The 14157-nt window shown below is 64.8% G+C and carries 17 protein-coding genes and 1 tRNA gene; 6 read left to right on the top strand and 12 right to left on the bottom strand.

Going from position 1 to position 14157, the window contains the following annotated elements:
- Positions 1–7 precede the first annotated feature (7 nt).
- The 5 genes from rplI to AC3FMM_RS06880 form a co-directional block, all read right to left on the bottom strand.
- Positions 8–460, bottom strand: a complete 453-nt coding sequence (gene rplI, locus AC3FMM_RS06900) for a 50S ribosomal protein L9 (RefSeq protein WP_488686328.1) — start codon at positions 458–460, stop codon at positions 8–10.
- Between the two features lie 33 nt (positions 461–493).
- Positions 494–772 carry a 30S ribosomal protein S18 gene (rpsR, locus tag AC3FMM_RS06895; RefSeq protein ID WP_006163606.1) on the bottom strand — a complete coding sequence of 93 codons (279 nt, stop codon included), beginning with the start codon at positions 770–772 and terminating at the stop codon, positions 494–496.
- Between the two features lie 3 nt (positions 773–775).
- Positions 776–1075, bottom strand: coding sequence for a primosomal replication protein N (gene priB, locus AC3FMM_RS06890; RefSeq protein WP_012353082.1), 300 nt, complete (start codon positions 1073–1075; stop codon positions 776–778).
- Between the two features lie 89 nt (positions 1076–1164).
- Positions 1165–1539, bottom strand: coding sequence for a 30S ribosomal protein S6 (gene rpsF / locus AC3FMM_RS06885; RefSeq protein WP_010809513.1), 375 nt, complete (start codon positions 1537–1539; stop codon positions 1165–1167).
- Between the two features lie 119 nt (positions 1540–1658).
- Positions 1659–2651, bottom strand: a complete 993-nt coding sequence (locus AC3FMM_RS06880; protein WP_488686327.1) for an asparaginase — start codon at positions 2649–2651, stop codon at positions 1659–1661.
- Positions 2652–2907: 256 nt separating this feature from the next.
- On the opposite strand from AC3FMM_RS06880, the gene lexA reads away from it, so the two are divergent.
- Both lexA and AC3FMM_RS06870 read left to right on the top strand, forming a co-directional pair.
- Positions 2908–3561 (top strand): transcriptional repressor LexA, encoded by a 654-nt coding sequence (lexA, locus tag AC3FMM_RS06875; protein ID WP_012353084.1) that lies wholly within the window; start codon positions 2908–2910, stop codon positions 3559–3561.
- Between the two features lie 114 nt (positions 3562–3675).
- Positions 3676–3846: a hypothetical protein gene (locus AC3FMM_RS06870; RefSeq protein ID WP_012353085.1), complete on the top strand. Its 171-nt coding sequence runs from the start codon at positions 3676–3678 to the stop codon at positions 3844–3846.
- A 45-nt stretch (positions 3847–3891) separates the two neighbouring features.
- On the opposite strand, the gene AC3FMM_RS06865 is transcribed toward AC3FMM_RS06870, so the two are convergent.
- Both AC3FMM_RS06865 and AC3FMM_RS06860 read right to left on the bottom strand, forming a co-directional pair.
- The gene (locus AC3FMM_RS06865) at positions 3892–4236 is read right to left on the bottom strand and encodes a hypothetical protein (protein ID WP_240987675.1); all 345 of its coding nucleotides are present in this window, start codon (positions 4234–4236) and stop codon (positions 3892–3894) included.
- Between the two features lie 182 nt (positions 4237–4418).
- Positions 4419–4769: a hypothetical protein gene (locus tag AC3FMM_RS06860; protein WP_488686326.1), complete on the bottom strand. Its 351-nt coding sequence runs from the start codon at positions 4767–4769 to the stop codon at positions 4419–4421.
- 258 nt (positions 4770–5027) lie between these two features.
- Here AC3FMM_RS06860 and dusA point away from each other — a divergent pair, with 258 nt between their 5' ends.
- Positions 5028–6041, top strand: a complete 1014-nt coding sequence (gene dusA / locus AC3FMM_RS06855; protein ID WP_488686325.1) for a tRNA dihydrouridine(20/20a) synthase DusA — start codon at positions 5028–5030, stop codon at positions 6039–6041.
- Positions 6042–6519: 478 nt separating this feature from the next.
- Here dusA and AC3FMM_RS06850 read toward each other — a convergent pair whose 3' ends face one another.
- On the bottom strand, positions 6520–6675 hold the full coding sequence (locus tag AC3FMM_RS06850) for a hypothetical protein (protein ID WP_488686324.1): 156 nt from the start codon (positions 6673–6675) through the stop codon (positions 6520–6522).
- Positions 6676–7037: 362 nt separating this feature from the next.
- Between AC3FMM_RS06850 and AC3FMM_RS06845 the strand changes: the two genes are divergently transcribed.
- Together AC3FMM_RS06845 and AC3FMM_RS06840 are read left to right on the top strand one after the other, a co-directional pair.
- On the top strand, positions 7038–7316 hold the full coding sequence (locus AC3FMM_RS06845) for a hypothetical protein (protein ID WP_026164422.1): 279 nt from the start codon (positions 7038–7040) through the stop codon (positions 7314–7316).
- A 103-nt stretch (positions 7317–7419) separates the two neighbouring features.
- Positions 7420–7495 (top strand) — tRNA-His (locus AC3FMM_RS06840).
- Positions 7496–7575: 80 nt separating this feature from the next.
- On the opposite strand, the gene AC3FMM_RS06835 is transcribed toward AC3FMM_RS06840, so the two are convergent.
- The 3 genes from AC3FMM_RS06835 to AC3FMM_RS06825 form a co-directional block, all read right to left on the bottom strand.
- A complete protein-coding gene (locus AC3FMM_RS06835; protein WP_488686323.1) occupies positions 7576–8136 on the bottom strand; it encodes an NADPH-dependent FMN reductase in 561 nt (186 codons plus the stop codon).
- A gap of 128 nt (positions 8137–8264) precedes the next feature.
- On the bottom strand, positions 8265–9353 hold the full coding sequence (locus AC3FMM_RS06830; RefSeq protein ID WP_488686322.1) for an enoyl-CoA hydratase/isomerase family protein: 1089 nt from the start codon (positions 9351–9353) through the stop codon (positions 8265–8267).
- Between the two features lie 105 nt (positions 9354–9458).
- On the bottom strand, positions 9459–11036 hold the full coding sequence (locus AC3FMM_RS06825) for a methyl-accepting chemotaxis protein (RefSeq protein WP_116312716.1): 1578 nt from the start codon (positions 11034–11036) through the stop codon (positions 9459–9461).
- 242 nt (positions 11037–11278) lie between these two features.
- On the opposite strand from AC3FMM_RS06825, the gene AC3FMM_RS06820 reads away from it, so the two are divergent.
- Positions 11279–12142, top strand: a complete 864-nt coding sequence (locus tag AC3FMM_RS06820; RefSeq protein WP_116312717.1) for a sterol desaturase family protein — start codon at positions 11279–11281, stop codon at positions 12140–12142.
- Positions 12143–12196: 54 nt separating this feature from the next.
- On the opposite strand, the gene typA is transcribed toward AC3FMM_RS06820, so the two are convergent.
- The gene (gene typA / locus AC3FMM_RS06815; protein WP_092309077.1) at positions 12197–14017 is read right to left on the bottom strand and encodes a translational GTPase TypA; all 1821 of its coding nucleotides are present in this window, start codon (positions 14015–14017) and stop codon (positions 12197–12199) included.
- Positions 14018–14157: the final 140 nt, after the last annotated feature.

The raw sequence follows: 14157 nt of genomic DNA, 5'->3' as shown, positions 1-14157 counted from the left end.
CGCGTCCTTAGACGCTCTCGCCCACCACCGACACGGTCACGTCGACCACGACGTCCGTGTGCAGCGCAACGCTGACCGGATGGTCGCCAACCGTCTTCAGCGGACCGTTCGGCAGACGAACCTGCGCCTTTTCCAGCTTGTAGCCTTGGCCAGCCAGGGCTTCAGCGATGTCGGCGTTGGTCACCGAACCGAACAGGCGGCCGTCCACACCCGACTTCTGGGTGATCTGGACGTTCAGGCCGTTCAGCTTCTCGCCTTCGGCTTGCGCGGCGGTCAGCTTCTCGGCAGCGGCCTTTTCCAGCTCGGCGCGCTTGACTTCGAATTCGGCGATCGCGCTTTGCGTGGCGCGGCGGGCCTTCTTGCCCGGGATCAGAAAGTTACGGGCGTAACCGTCCTTCACCTTGACGATGTCACCCAGGTTGCCCAGGTTGACGACTTTTTCCAGCAGAATGATTTGCATCGTGTTCTCTCCTTGACGGACCCTGGGGCCTGATCAGTTCTTGTGCAGGTCGGTGTACGGCATCAGCGCGAGGAAACGCGCGCGCTTGATGGCCGTATCCAGCTGACGCTGATAGTGAGCCTTGGTACCGGTCAGGCGGGCCGGCGTGATCTTGCCGTTGTCGCCGATGAAGTCCTTCAGGGTGTCCAGATCCTTGTAGTCGATCTGTTCGACGCCAGCCACGGTGAAGCGGCAGAAGCGCTTGCGCTTGAACAGCGGGTTCTGTTGCTGGAAGCGCTTCTTGTTCTTGTTGTCACGTTTGACGAATGCCATGATTCAATCCTTTTCGAATGCTTTACATCCAGTGATGTGAAAGACGAGAGCCTTGCTGTTGCGGTGCTTGCGCGCCAGGAAACCTTCGCAGTCGAGCAGCGTGCCGAGCGGAAGCCGCTCCAGACGCTGGCCAACCTGGCCGATCCCCATCGCAGCGATTGCAAACTCGACCTGCCGCGGCGTCTGTGCCTCGACGGCCTCGCCGCTGTACTGCAGGATGCAGTTCACGACGGGGACCCCGGCCGGGGTATAGCGCAGGGCATCGCGTTCCGCCAGGGTGGCGGCAAGCCGAAGCTGGTTCAACGCGGGGCCTCTTGCTGGTTGCAATCGTTGCGGTTTCCGCTCGTGCCCCGGCCGACGCTGTCAGCCACGGCGCGCACCGCAGTCCGCACTCAGGCGGCCTGGCCTTCGGTGGTCGTTTGCGCGGCCTTGCGGGCTTCTTCGCGCTGCACTTCCTTCATCATCGGCGAAGGTGCGGTCTCGGCCTTCTTGGTCTGCACGATCAGGTGGCGCAGGACGGCGTCGTTGAACTTGAACGCGTGTTCCAGTTCAGCCAGGGTTTCCTTGCCGCATTCGATGTTCAGGCAAACGTAGTGAGCCTTGGCCAGCTTCTGGATCATGTAAGCCATCTGGCGACGGCCCCAGTCTTCCACGCGGTGAACGTTGCCGTTCTGCGAGGTCACGAGCTGCTTGTAGCGCTCGATCATGGCCGGCACTTGTTCGCTCTGGTCCGGGTGGACGATGAAGACGATTTCGTAATGACGCATTGACGCTCCTTTTGGGATTAGCCACCCGGGCGTCACGAGTCCGGTGTGGCAAGGTTGAATAGCCTTAAATTATAGCCCGCCCTGCATCAACAACGCAAGCCGCTGATTTCACGGGCAAATCAGGCGCTGGCAAAGACCGACTGCAGCCGCGCCGGGTCGCGCGCCAGCCCGGCATCCGCCGCCAGGGCCAGCGCCAGCAACACGCGCGCCTTATAGGGATTGAGGTCGGCAGCTGACACGAACACACCATCGGCAGGGCTAGGCTGCGGCGGGATCGCCACATGCCCCGCACCGGTGCGCGAGCTGCGCACCACCGCCACCCCGGCCGCCGCGGCATCGGCAAGGGCAGCTGCCAGCACCTCGTGGATCGAGCCATTGCCGGTCGCGGCCACAACCAGGCCGGCGACGCCGGCCCGCACCAGCGCATCCACCACCGCCCTGCCCGGCTGCGCGTAGCTTGCCAAGATCTCCACCACCGGCCACGCCGCCGGCATCGGCCCGATGGGCGCAGCCGCCCGGGGCGCCCGGGCAAAGCGCACGTAGTCGTCCTGCACGAACCCCAGCGGCCCGCACGGCGAGACAAAGGCATCGACCGCCGACGTATGCGCCTTGGCCACGTCCCGTGCCGCGTGGATCTGCTGGTTCAGCACCGCCAGCACACCCTTGCCGCGCGCATCCGGATGGGCGGCGACGCGCACCGCATCCAGCAGGTTCAGCGGCCCGTCGGCCGACAACGACGTCGACGGACGCATCGCGGCGGTCAGGACCACTGGCACCGGACACGATTGCGTCAGGTGCAGCGCCATCGCGGTTTCTTCCAGCGTGTCGGTGCCGTGCGTGATCACGATGCCCGCAACGTCAGGCTGCGCCGACCAGTGCCCGACCCGCGCCGCCAGTGTTTGCCACAGCGCGAAGGTCATGTCCTTGCTGTCGACCTGCGCCACCTGCTCGGCCTGGATGCGGGCCACCGACTGCAGGGGCGGCACCGCAGCCAGCAATGAGGACACCGGCACGGTCGCCGCCTGGTAGCGGGCGCTGCTGGCGGCGCTGCCGGCGGCGCCGGCGATGGTGCCGCCAGTGGCCAATACGACGATGCGAGGCAATTGGGTCATGGGAGCGCGCAACGATTTAGTTCTGGATAAAGGAAAGGCGATTGTAGCGGGCGGACACGCCTTGGCGGAGCCCGCATCAGGCGCCTTGACCAGCGTCCATGCGACACGCCTCAAAATTCTGCTTGCACTGACGCCGATACTGTATAAAATCACAGCATACTGTTTAAACATACAGTGCCCGGCCCGCCGGATGCTGGATGGACGGACCAGAGCCTCCGTCATCCACACCAGCGGCCCTGCACGGAACGGCGATCCCATGGCGACCCTGACACCCCGGCAGCAGCAGATTTTCGATCTGATCCGCAACACGATCCGCCGTACCGGCTTCCCCCCCACCCGCGCCGAGATCGCAGCAGAGTTCGGTTTCTCCTCGCCCAATGCCGCCGAAGAACATTTGCGGGCGCTGGCCCGCAAAGGCGTGATCGAACTGACGCCGGGCGCGTCGCGTGGCATCCGCCTGAAGGTCTCACGCAGCGATTCGGAGCTGCCGGACCAATTCTCGTTGCCAATGGCCGGCGTATTGCAGCTGACGCTGCCGCTGGTGGGCCGCGTCGCAGCCGGCAGCCCCATCCTGGCCGCCGAACATATCGACCGCCAGTACCAGGTGGATGCCTCGGTCTTCGATGAGCGACCGGATTACCTGCTGCGCGTGCGCGGGCTAAGCATGCGCGACGCCGGCATCCTCGACGGGGACCTGCTCGCCGTGCGCCGCGCCAGCGAGGCCGCCAACGGCAAGATCGTGGTGGCGCGACTGGGCGACGACGTCACCGTCAAGCGCCTGCAGCGGCGCGGTGGCCATATCGAACTGATCGCCGAGAACCCGGACTTCACCAACATCATCGTCGAGCCCGGTGAAGAGTTCTCGCTGGAAGGCATCGCCGTCGGGCTGATCCGCTCTTCCGGCTTCTAGCCGGGCACCATCGCGGGCGCTTTGCCTGCGCGGGCCCACCCGCTTCCATTGCTTTGCAGACGCCGCCCGGCTCGCCGGGTGTTGACCCCGCTTTGCCTAAAAAGAGGTGCCACCATGCCGCAAATCCACCACGTCGCCGCCCGTCGTCCGGTCAAGCCCGTGCCGTTTCGCCAGAGCAAGGGTGTACGTGTCTACCAGGGTACGCAGCGCCGTACCATGGTGGGCAGCATGGCGGCCATCTGCCGCATGCTGGAACTTGAAACCACCGAAAAGCTGGCCGCCTGACTGATATCGCCAGACGCTTGCCGCGTCGCCGGCGCTCTGTCCCGCTCAGCTACGCGCGCACGCCTTGGCTTCGGCCTCGAGTTCCGTCGGCGTCAGCTGGGGAAACCAGGTATCGGTCTTGCGTAGTTCCAGCGCCGTGCCATCGGCCTGTGCCGTCAGAGAGATCAGGTAGGCGTATTGATATTCACCGCTTGACGCGCTCTGGCCGATACGGATCTCGGTCTGGTTTTTTGCCGGCAACTGGACCAGCGTAGCTTCATCGCCCAGATTGTTGCGCAGGCATTTCGCGACTTCCGCCATCTTGACCGGCGTAAACAACCGCATCGGCGGGCGAGCGCGGACGTCCTTCTCCGAAGTGCCAGTGGCACACCCTGCCACCATGGTTGCCATCGCTGCGCCAATCAGTGCCGTTCGAACCAACATACCACCCCCGGGGAATGCAAAACGGCGCCCTTGGACGTGCCGGTATTGTGGGCGCCGGGTGCGGATTTTAACCTGCACGCGGGGCGCACGCCATCTCGATCTTTGCCATTGGCCGGCAACGGCCTTAGGCATGGCAAGGCGCTTACCAGTTACCAGCGCTTGCACTCGATCTTCTCTTCGAATTCCCCGTCGCGCTTCCATTCGCGCTCGATCAGGCAAGGGCCTTCGCGGTATTTCTGCTTCTGCTCGTAACCGCGCGGCCCGCCCTTGCACTTGCGCTCTTCCTTGTATTCGCCATCGCGCTTCTGCTCGCGCTCCACTTCGCAACCGCCGCTACGGAACTTCTCCTTGTATTCGCCGCCGCCATGGCGATAGCCACCGGGATAATCGCGATCATCGGCCTGCGCCAGCGATGGCGCCATCAAGCACAGTAACAAGGAGACAGCGGCGGCGGATGTCCGGAGCATGGGAAATAGCAGGGGCGAAATTGCGGCCAGCATAGCAACCGGCGTCACTGGCCGCTGTATCAAAGCGTTACGCCACAGCGATCGGCGCAATTCCCCCACCACGACCCACGCTATGCTCCGCTTATATCGTGGCGCAGCAAAGCTTGGCGCGGTACCCTATACTCACGTGTTTTCGCTGGCCCACCCGCGCCTGGCCTCGGCCGGGGTGCAGTGACCTGCATATGCCACCGCGCCAGTCTCAGGGGCCTGCCGACGCCGCCGTGTCCGGCCCGCACCCAATTGCCGTATTCCATGAACGTAAATCCCCGCCGCATTTCGGTTGCGCCGATGATGGACTGGACCGACCGTCATTGCCGCATGTTCCATCGCCAACTCAGCCGCCACACCTGGCTGTATACCGAGATGGTGACCACCGGCGCGCTGCTGCATGGCGACGTGCCGCGCCACCTCGACTTCGATGCGGCCGAGCATCCAGTCGCGCTGCAACTGGGTGGCAGCGAGCCGGCCGATCTCGCCATGGCGGCGAAGCTTGGCCAGCAGTGGGGCTACGCCGAAATCAACCTTAACTGCGGTTGCCCGTCCGAGCGCGTGCAGCGCGGCGCCTTCGGCGCCTGCCTGATGGCGGAACCGGAACTGGTGGCGGACTGCGTGAAGGCGATGCGCGATGCGGTGGAGATCCCGGTAACCGTGAAGCATCGCATCGGCATCGACAAGATGGAGCACTACGATTTCGTCCGCGATTTTGTCGGCAAGGTGGCGCAGGCGGGTTGCGGCACGTTTATCGTCCATGCGCGCAATGCGATCCTGAAGGGCCTGAGCCCGAAGGAAAACCGCGAGATTCCGCCGCTGCGCTATGAGGTGGCATACCAACTCAAGCGCGAATTCCCGGAGCTCGAGATCCTGATCAACGGCGGCATCGTCAGCCATGACGAAATCGCCGCTCATCTGCAGCACGTCGATGGCGTCATGATCGGACGCGAGGCATATCACCAGCCGTACATCCTTGCGGAAATGGACGCGCGCTTTTATGGCGATACCAATGCGGCAGTGCCGTCGCGGCTCGAGGTCGAACTGGCGATGCAGCGTTATATCGGCGACTTCGTTGAGCAAGGCGGATATATGGGTGCCGTGACACGGCACATGCTCGGGCTGCATCGCGGCATCGCCGGCGGACGTGGCTGGCGCCGCGTGCTGTCCGATGCGAAGCGCATGCATGCGGCGCGCACGCGGACCGACGTCGATGCGCTGTTCGAAGAAGCGCGCATGCATCTGCGGCCGCACGCACAAGAGCCGCTGGCCGCGTAAGCGCGCACGGGCGGGTGCCGTGCCGAGGCTGCGCTCTAACTTCGAATCGTGAAAATATGCATGGCGGCGCGCGGGTTCCGCGCGCCGCACATGAGATGCCCGATCGCCCGGAAACCGGCGTCCGGAAAGGGATTCCCCTAATTCGCTGAGGCAGGGCACTTTCTTACACTGTGCCTGCCCTCGAATACAGGGCTTTCTTCAACTGATTATTAGCCCGCTCCGGCGGGCTTTTTTTTCGTCGGCGATCTCGCGCTTGCGACATCGCTCTTCGTTTACCCGAATGGTGCTTTGCCCGCCTGGCAGTTACAGTGCAACGGCCTTCAGGGCATTTGAGATCGCTAAAGTTAAGAGTCCGCGCTGCGGACTCTTTTTTTGCGCGCTCGCCCGGCACCACCTGGACGACCGATTTGACCGGCCTTCCGGACAAGCGTTCCATCGGTCACGCAAAATAGATTGCGCAGGAGATGCATCGCCGTGGCTATCGCGTATGGCTGATACCGATGTCCAGCGTGCCGTAAGTCGTGATGCTCGATTCCCTGCCATCGGTGCCGCCGCCCGCGGCGCACCCGCCCAGCAAGGCCGTCAGTGCCGCCACCGCAAGAATCCTCGCCGTCCATCTACACTTGTTCTGCATGGCCTGTTCCCTGCGTCGATAACTTCGGTTGGGCTCACGCGTGACCGAGAGGTTCCATCGCAGGCGTGGTGCGGCATGAAAACGTCGGCTGCAGGGCGAAGGAAAGCAGTGGAAGGAAAAAGAGGCAGGCGGCCCCTGGGGCGGGCCGCCTGACGGGAAGGTCGAGGGGGGTCAATGTCCCTCGGACTCGAGTATCGCTTCGGGCACGTGCCGCATGAACCCTGCAGAGGTAGGGGCTGTGCGCAGCATATTTGGCTGGCGGACATGGTCCGGAACTCACCCAGGACCCGTGATACGATTTCCGCACGCTCCCCAGGCGAAATCAGGCACGGTATGCGGACCGTGCCGGCAGGGGAGGCAGCATGGACAAAGACAACGTGGAAAAAGAAGCGCCGTTCGGCGTGGTCTATGAAGACTTCAGGGTGATCTGGGTGGCCGAACAACTCCAGGATGGCAAATGGACCGCGCGCTACTGCTGGCACCCCGGCACCTCGGAAGCCGCGGGCAAAGCGTTGCAGGAAGCCGTGCTGAACGGCAAGTCGCGCCGGCTGCTGGGCCAGTTCGATACCGAGGCCGAGACCATCGCCGCGATCAAGCAGGCGGTGCTGCTCGAGGCCAAGTGGAGCCCGTCCCGTTCCTGAGCGATGCCCCTCAAAATTTTTTGTGCGGGATACTAGCCATCTCGAAAATCTGTTTGTATAATCTTGTTTTTCGTCGATCAGCGCTTCGCTGATGACCTCTACGGTGGCTGTAGCTCAGTTGGTAGAGTCCAGGATTGTGATTCCTGTCGTCGTGGGTTCGAGTCCCATCAGCCACCCCAGATCCCTGCAAAACGGCGCCTGCTTCAGGCGCCGTTTTGCTTTTCGGGCACGGCGTCGAAAGCTGACGCTGCGCGCCTCCTCAGCGCGGCGCGTTCCGTTCGATCCAGGCCGCAAACGACGTCATGAATTTGCCCAGGAAGCCCCTGGTCGACTCGTTGGCAATCCCGCCCTGCTCGTCGAACAGCTTGTCCACGCCGCTGATATACGCCTCCGGTTGCTGCAAGATGGGGATATTCAGAAACACCAGCGACTGGCGCAGATGGTGGTTGGCGCCGAAGCCGCCGATGGCGCCCGGCGATGCGCTGATGATGGCGCCGGGCTTGCCGTCCCAGACGCTGCTGCCATAGGGGCGCGAGCCCACGTCGATGGCGTTCTTCAGTGGCGCCGGCACCGAACGGTTGTATTCAGGGGTCACGAACAGCACGGCGTCGGCGCGACGGATGCGGTCGCGGAACGCGGTCCAGGCCTGGGTCGGCTTGTCGTCGAGGTCCTGGTTGTACAGCTCCAGGTTGCCGATCTCGACGATTTCCGGCCTGAGCTGCGGCGGCGCCAGCGCGATCAGCGCCTTGGCCAGCTTGCGGTTGTATGACTCCTTGCGCAGGCTTCCCACCAGTACAACGACATCACGAGGATCACTCATTGCGGCTCCTTTGACGGTGTGGACGGATTGGCACAGGCGGCGCCCGCGCGCGGCATCGCCGTGCGCGGGCGCCAGACCCTGCCCGTCACTCTACCCGAGTCGGCGCCGGCGCGTTCCGTGCAGCGAGGTCACGCAGGCTTGCCCAGTGCCGCCAGCGGGTGCTCCTCCTGGCGCCACGGGCTGTCGAAGAACGACAGCGCCTTCTCGCGGCTGACTTCGTCGAGCCGCGCGTATTGCCAGCGCGGCTTGTGGTCCTTGTCGACCGCCAGCGCGCGGATGCCTTCGACGCCGTCGCCCTTGCGGAACACGTAGTACATCATGTCCAGCTCCATGCGCAGCTCGTCTTCCAGCGACATGCTGCGCGCGCGGCGGATCTGCTCCAGCGTCACGCACAGCATCAGCGGCGAACGGCTGCGCAGCATGGCGGCGGTCTGCGCGGCCCAGTCTCCTGGCGTGTCGCTGACGGCGGCAACAATGTCCTGCGCGGTGTTGCCCGCGAACAGCGTGTCGATCTGCTCCGACAACCCGGCCAGCGTGCTCTGCGCGGGCACGCAATCGGCGCGGTGCGCGGTGGTGAAGGTTTCGATATGCGCCAGCACCGCATCGCCGCTGGCGAACTGCTGCGCGCGCAGCGAATCGACCAGTTCCGCCAGACGGTTTCCCGGCAGGTAGGCGTCGGCCAGGCCGGCATACAAGGCGTCGGCGGCGTGGATCAGGGTGCCGGTCAGGCCCAGGTATTCGCCGATGCGTCCGGGTGTGCGCGCGAGGAACCAGCCGCCGCCCACATCCGGGAACAGGCCGATATTGGTTTCGGGCATGGCCATCTTGGTGCGATCGGTGACCAGCCGCAGGCGCGCGCCCTGCGAGATGCCCATGCCGCCGCCCATCACCACGCCGTCCATCAGGGCGATATAGGGCTTGGCGTAACGGTGGATCAGGAAATTGAGCGCGTATTCCTCAACGAAAAACTGGTCGAGCAGCGGATCGCCCGCATGCGCCGCCTGATGGAAGTAGCGGATGTCGCCCCCGGCGCAGAACGCCTTGCCACCGGCACCGGCCACCACCACGGCAGCCACCTCGGGCGCTGCGGCCCAGTCCCGCAGCGCCTGCGTGATGGCGCGGATCATGTCCAGCGACAGCGCGTTGAGCGCCTGCGGGCGGTTCAGCGTCAGGTATCCGATGCCACCGCGGACCTCGGTCGTGACGAATTCAGTCATGTCGTACTCCTCCAATGCAACTTGCAATTTTACGCCAGTCATCTTGGCAAGCGCACGCGCGTGGGCAGCTTGCGGCGCATGCCGGCATGCATGCGCCCTGCCCGTTCAGGCCAGCCGGAACGTCGCCACCAGCGAGGTAAGCCGCTGCGCCTGCTCTTCCAGCGATGCCGCGGCCGCGGCGGCCTGCTCGACCAGCGCCGCATTCTGCTGCGTCATGCTGTCCATCTGCGACACCGCCACGTTGACCTGCTCGATGCCGTTGGACTGCTCGTCCGACGCCGCGCTGATATCGCCGATGATGGCGCTGACACGCTGCACCGCGTCGACGATGTCCTGCATCGCGCGCCCGGCCTCATCGACCAGCCCCGAGCCCTCGCGCACATTGGCCACCGAGGCGCCGATCAGCGCGCGGATCTCCTTGGATGCGCCGGCGCAGCGCTGCGCCAGGTCGCGCACGTCGCCCGCCACCACGGCAAAGCCGCGGCCATGCTCGCCGGCACGCGCGGCTTCCACCGCTGCGTTCAGCGCCAGGATATTGGTCTGGAACGCGATCTTCTCGATCACGTCGATGATGTCGACGATCTTGCCAGAGCTGGCGTCGATCGACTGCATGGTATTGACCACGCGCAGCACCGCATCGCTGCCGCGCCCGGCCAGGGTCGCGGCATCGCTGGCGAGCGCGCGCGCCTCGCGCGCGCTGTCCGCATTCTGGCGCACGGTGCTGGTCAGTTCTTCCATGCTCGAAGCGGTTTCCTCCAGCGACGCCGCCTGCTGCTCGGTGCGCTGCGACAGGTCCGCGTTGCCGCTGGCAATCTGCTTGCTGGCCGCGGCGATCGAATCGGCACCGCCGCGCACATCGCCCACCATGGCAACCAGGCTGGCCTGCATCCGGCCGAGCATGCCGAGCATGCGCGCGGTCTCGCTGCGCGCGGCTTCGTCGGCCAGCGCTGCGCCGGCCCGTTCGCCACCTGCAGCGGCAACGCTCAGGTCGCCACCGGCAATCCTTTCGAAGCGCGCAATCGCCGTATCCAGCGGCTGCACGATCGAGCGGCGCAGGCGCCATGCAACCACCGTGCTGAACACCAGCCCCGCTGCCAGCACGCACACGGACAGCGTGAACAGGTTGCGGTAGCGCTGCTGCGAGGCCTCGTAGACCTGTTTTGCGCTGGCCACCTGCAGCTTGTTCAGCTCGGTGTTGACGGCGGTGAAGGCGATATCGAGCTGCGGAATGGTTTCCAGCACTGCCTTCATTACGCCGTCGCGATCGCCGGCATGCAGCGCGGCGATCATCGGCGCCACGCCCTGCTTGAACAATGCATCGCGCTTGGCGGTAACGTCTTCAACCACCTTCGCTTCGTCGGCCGAACGCGGCAGCGCGAGATAGGCCTGCCAGGCCTTCTCCGAATCGCGCGCAAAGCCTTCGGCGGTCGCGGCGCGCGCCTTGGCGTCGGCGGGATCGGCGGCAAAGGTGGCCTGGTCCAGCAGCACGCGCACCAGCAACTGGTTCGAACGCGCTTCGGCCAGGTTGACCGCGGCCGACAGCTGCTGCCCATAGATCTGGTGCGTCGCCTCGTTGCTGCGCGACATGCCAAGCCAGCCAACGGCGCCGACAATCAGCAACAACAAATTTGTGACGATAGTAAGAAACCACAATCTGGCGCCGATAGTCGTGTTCCTGAACATGGATAAGGCTCCGGGGGAATAAGGAAACTGGAATGAAGGCGGCGCGCCGCGCCGCTGCCCTGTCCAACTACGGCGCCGGCGCCGCATCCTTTACCCGTATTGATGGCCTTCACACGCGTGACAGAATTGCGTGGCAGTACAGCATCGCCATCAAGTGGCGGAAGCGGCCCACCCGACACACAGCGCCACCGTTTGGAGGATGCCCTCGTGGCAATTTCCCGGCGAACGGGCACACTGCCGGGATGAACACCGCATCGCTCGATCCCGGACTCGTGCTGCTGGCCTTCGCGCCGGTCTTCGTGCTGACCATCGGCGCCGAAGCGTGGTACTGGGCGCGCCGCGACCCGGCCGTCTACAGCCTGCGCGACACGCTCTCCAACGCCGCGCTGGCGCTGATGCACCAGGCCTCGGACGCGTTCTTCCTCTGGCTGATGGTCCGCACCGTCTACACGTGGTGCTACGAGCAGGGCCTGCAGGCCGTGCCGCAGACGCTGTGGTCATTCGCGCTGCTGCTGTTGCTGCAGGACTTCCTCTACTACTGGTTCCATCGCGCCAGCCATCGCGTACGTTGGCTGTGGGCCTCGCACGTGACGCATCACTCGTCGGAGGGCATGAATTTCTCGACGGCGTTCCGGCAGAGCCTGACGTATCCGCTGTCCGGCATGTGGCTGTTCTGGATTCCGCTGGCGTATATCGGCTTCACGCCCGACTGGGTCATCCTTGCGGTGGGCCTGAACCTGGGCTTCCAGTTCTTTGTCCATACGCGACTCGGGCAACGCTGTCCCTGGGTCGAGCGGCTGCTGAACACGCCTTCGGTCCATCGCGTCCACCATGCAAAGAACCCGCAATACATCGACCGCAACTATGCCGGCGTGCTGACGATCTGGGACCGCCTGTTCGGTACCTTCGTCCCCGAACGCGAGGCGCCGGTCTACGGCATTACGCGCCAGGTGCGCAGCCATGATCCGCTGACGCTGACCTTCCACGAATGGCGCGACATGTTTGCCGATGCCTGGCGCGACCGCGACCCGCGCTACCTGTGGAAGCCGCCGGAATGGCGCAGCCCGCGCGCCGCCGCGCCGGCGACGCTGCCGGAAACGCAATAAAAAACCGCGCCTGGCAGGCGCGGTTTTTTTGGGCAGGTCCAGCTGCACAGGCGCTTATGCGCCTTCGCGGGCGGCACGCTTGCGCTCGTGCTCCTTCAGGTGGCGCTTGCGCAGGCGGATGCTCTTCGGCGTGAGCTCGACCAGTTCGTCGTCGGCGATGAATTCCACCGCGTATTCCAGCGACATCTGGATCGGCGGCACCAGGCGCACCGCTTCGTCGGTACCCGAGGCGCGCACGTTGGTCAGCTGCTTGCCCTTGATCGGGTTGACCACCAGGTCGTTGTCGCGGCTGTGGATGCCGATGATCATGCCTTCATACAGCGCATCGCCCGGCTTGACGAACATGCGGCCACGGTCCTGCAGCTTCCACAGCGCGTAGGCCACGGCGTCGCCGTCGTCCTGCGAGATCAGCACGCCGTTGTGGCGCTCGCCCAGGCCGCCTTCGCGCACCGGCGCGTAGTCGTCGAAGATATGGCTGATCAGGCCGGTGCCGCGCGTCAGCGTCAGGAACTCGCCCTGGAAGCCGATCAGGCCACGGGCCGGGATGCGGTATTCCAGGCGCGTACGGCCCTTGCCGTCCGACGCCATGTCGAGCAGTTCGCCCTTGCGGCGGCCCAGCTCTTCCATGATGCCGCCCTGGTGGCTGTCTTCGACGTCCACGGTCAGCAGTTCATACGGCTCGCACTTGACGCCGTCGATTTCCTTGAACACCACGCGCGGACGCGACACGGCCAGCTCGTAGCCTTCGCGGCGCATGTTTTCCAGCAGGATGGTCAGGTGCAGTTCGCCGCGGCCGGACACTTCGAAGATGGTGTCGTCGCCGGTATCGGCCACGCGCAGCGCCACGTTGGACTTCAGTTCGCGGTCCAGGCGCTCGCGCAGCTGGCGGCTGGTCACGAACTTGCCTTCACGGCCCGCCAGCGGCGAGGTGTTGACGCAGAAGTTCATGGTCAGCGTCGGCTCGTCCACCTTCAGCATCGGCAGCGCGTCCTGGGCCTCGGGCGCGCACACGGTGCAGCCGATGCCCAGTTCTTCGATGCCGTTGATCAGCACGATGTCGCCGGCTTCGGCTTCCTGCACGATTTCGCGCTCCAGGCCCTGGAACTTCAGCACCTGGTTGATGCGGCCCTTGATCGGGTTGCCTTCCGGGCCGAACTTGACCACCACGTCCTGCAGCGGACGGGCACGGCCACGCGAGATGCGGCCAACGCCGATCTTGCCGACGTAGCTTGAGTAGTCCAGCGAGATGATCTGCAGTTGCAGCGGACCGTCGCGGTCGTCGTCACGCACCGGCACCTTGTCGAGCACGGTCTCGAACAGCGGCTTCATGTCGCCGTCGCGCACGTCTTCGGTCAGGCCGGCAAAGCCGTTCAGGCCCGATGCGTAGATCACCGGGAAGTCCAGCTGCTCGTCGGTGGCACCGAGCTTGTCGAACAGGTCGAAGGTCTGGTTGATGACCCAGTCCGGACGCGCGCCCGGGCGGTCGATCTTGTTGACCACCACGATCGGCTTCAGGCCCAGCGCCAGCGCCTTGCGCGTGACGAAGCGGGTCTGGGGCATCGGGCCCTCGACCGCGTCGACCAGCAGCAGCACGCCGTCGACCATCGACAGCACGCGCTCCACTTCACCGCCGAAGTCGGCGTGGCCCGGGGTGTCGACGATATTGATATGGGTGCCGTTGTACTCGACGGCACAGTTCTTCGCGAGAATCGTGATCCCGCGTTCCTTTTCCAGGTCGTTCGAGTCCATCACCCGCTCGGCGACTTGCTGGTTGTCGCGGAAGGTGCCTGCCTGGCGCAGGAGCTGGTCGACCAGGGTGGTCTTGCCATGATCGACGTGGGCGATGATGGCGATATTTCGGATGGCGCGGGTCATTGCTGCGTCTCGCTAAGAACGGGGCCCTCGCATGGAGGGCCGGAGAATCTGAGGTAACCCAACATTCTAGCATGTTGCGGCGCAAGAAGCGTTGACGGGAACCGCCCCTGGCCAAGGGAAAATATTTGCTGATTCCGCAA

It is taken from the genome of Cupriavidus sp. 207A1, from assembly GCF_057798955.1.
Note: the sequence above shows the minus strand (reverse complement) of the source record. Positions and strands in the feature narration are given on the sequence as shown.

Excerpts from the sequence above, each read along its gene's own strand:
- rplI (WP_488686328.1), bottom strand. The coding sequence starts at position 460 with ATGCAAATCATTCTGCTGGAAAAAGTCGTCAACCTGGGCAACCTGGGT.
- rpsR (WP_006163606.1), bottom strand. The coding sequence starts at position 772 with ATGGCATTCGTCAAACGTGACAACAAGAACAAGAAGCGCTTCCAGCAA.
- rpsF (WP_010809513.1), bottom strand. The coding sequence starts at position 1,539 with ATGCGTCATTACGAAATCGTCTTCATCGTCCACCCGGACCAGAGCGAA.
- AC3FMM_RS06880 (WP_488686327.1), bottom strand. The coding sequence starts at position 2,651 with ATGACCCAATTGCCTCGCATCGTCGTATTGGCCACTGGCGGCACCATC.
- lexA (WP_012353084.1), top strand. The coding sequence starts at position 2,908 with ATGGCGACCCTGACACCCCGGCAGCAGCAGATTTTCGATCTGATCCGC.
- AC3FMM_RS06870 (WP_012353085.1), top strand. The coding sequence starts at position 3,676 with ATGCCGCAAATCCACCACGTCGCCGCCCGTCGTCCGGTCAAGCCCGTG.
- AC3FMM_RS06865 (WP_240987675.1), bottom strand. The coding sequence starts at position 4,236 with ATGGCAACCATGGTGGCAGGGTGTGCCACTGGCACTTCGGAGAAGGAC.
- AC3FMM_RS06860 (WP_488686326.1), bottom strand. The coding sequence starts at position 4,769 with ATGCTGGCCGCAATTTCGCCCCTGCTATTTCCCATGCTCCGGACATCC.
- dusA (WP_488686325.1), top strand. The coding sequence starts at position 5,028 with ATGAACGTAAATCCCCGCCGCATTTCGGTTGCGCCGATGATGGACTGG.
- AC3FMM_RS06850 (WP_488686324.1), bottom strand. The coding sequence starts at position 6,675 with ATGCAGAACAAGTGTAGATGGACGGCGAGGATTCTTGCGGTGGCGGCA.
- AC3FMM_RS06845 (WP_026164422.1), top strand. The coding sequence starts at position 7,038 with ATGGACAAAGACAACGTGGAAAAAGAAGCGCCGTTCGGCGTGGTCTAT.
- AC3FMM_RS06835 (WP_488686323.1), bottom strand. The coding sequence starts at position 8,136 with ATGAGTGATCCTCGTGATGTCGTTGTACTGGTGGGAAGCCTGCGCAAG.
- AC3FMM_RS06830 (WP_488686322.1), bottom strand. The coding sequence starts at position 9,353 with ATGACTGAATTCGTCACGACCGAGGTCCGCGGTGGCATCGGATACCTG.
- AC3FMM_RS06825 (WP_116312716.1), bottom strand. The coding sequence starts at position 11,036 with ATGTTCAGGAACACGACTATCGGCGCCAGATTGTGGTTTCTTACTATC.
- AC3FMM_RS06820 (WP_116312717.1), top strand. The coding sequence starts at position 11,279 with ATGAACACCGCATCGCTCGATCCCGGACTCGTGCTGCTGGCCTTCGCG.
- typA (WP_092309077.1), bottom strand. The coding sequence starts at position 14,017 with ATGACCCGCGCCATCCGAAATATCGCCATCATCGCCCACGTCGATCAT.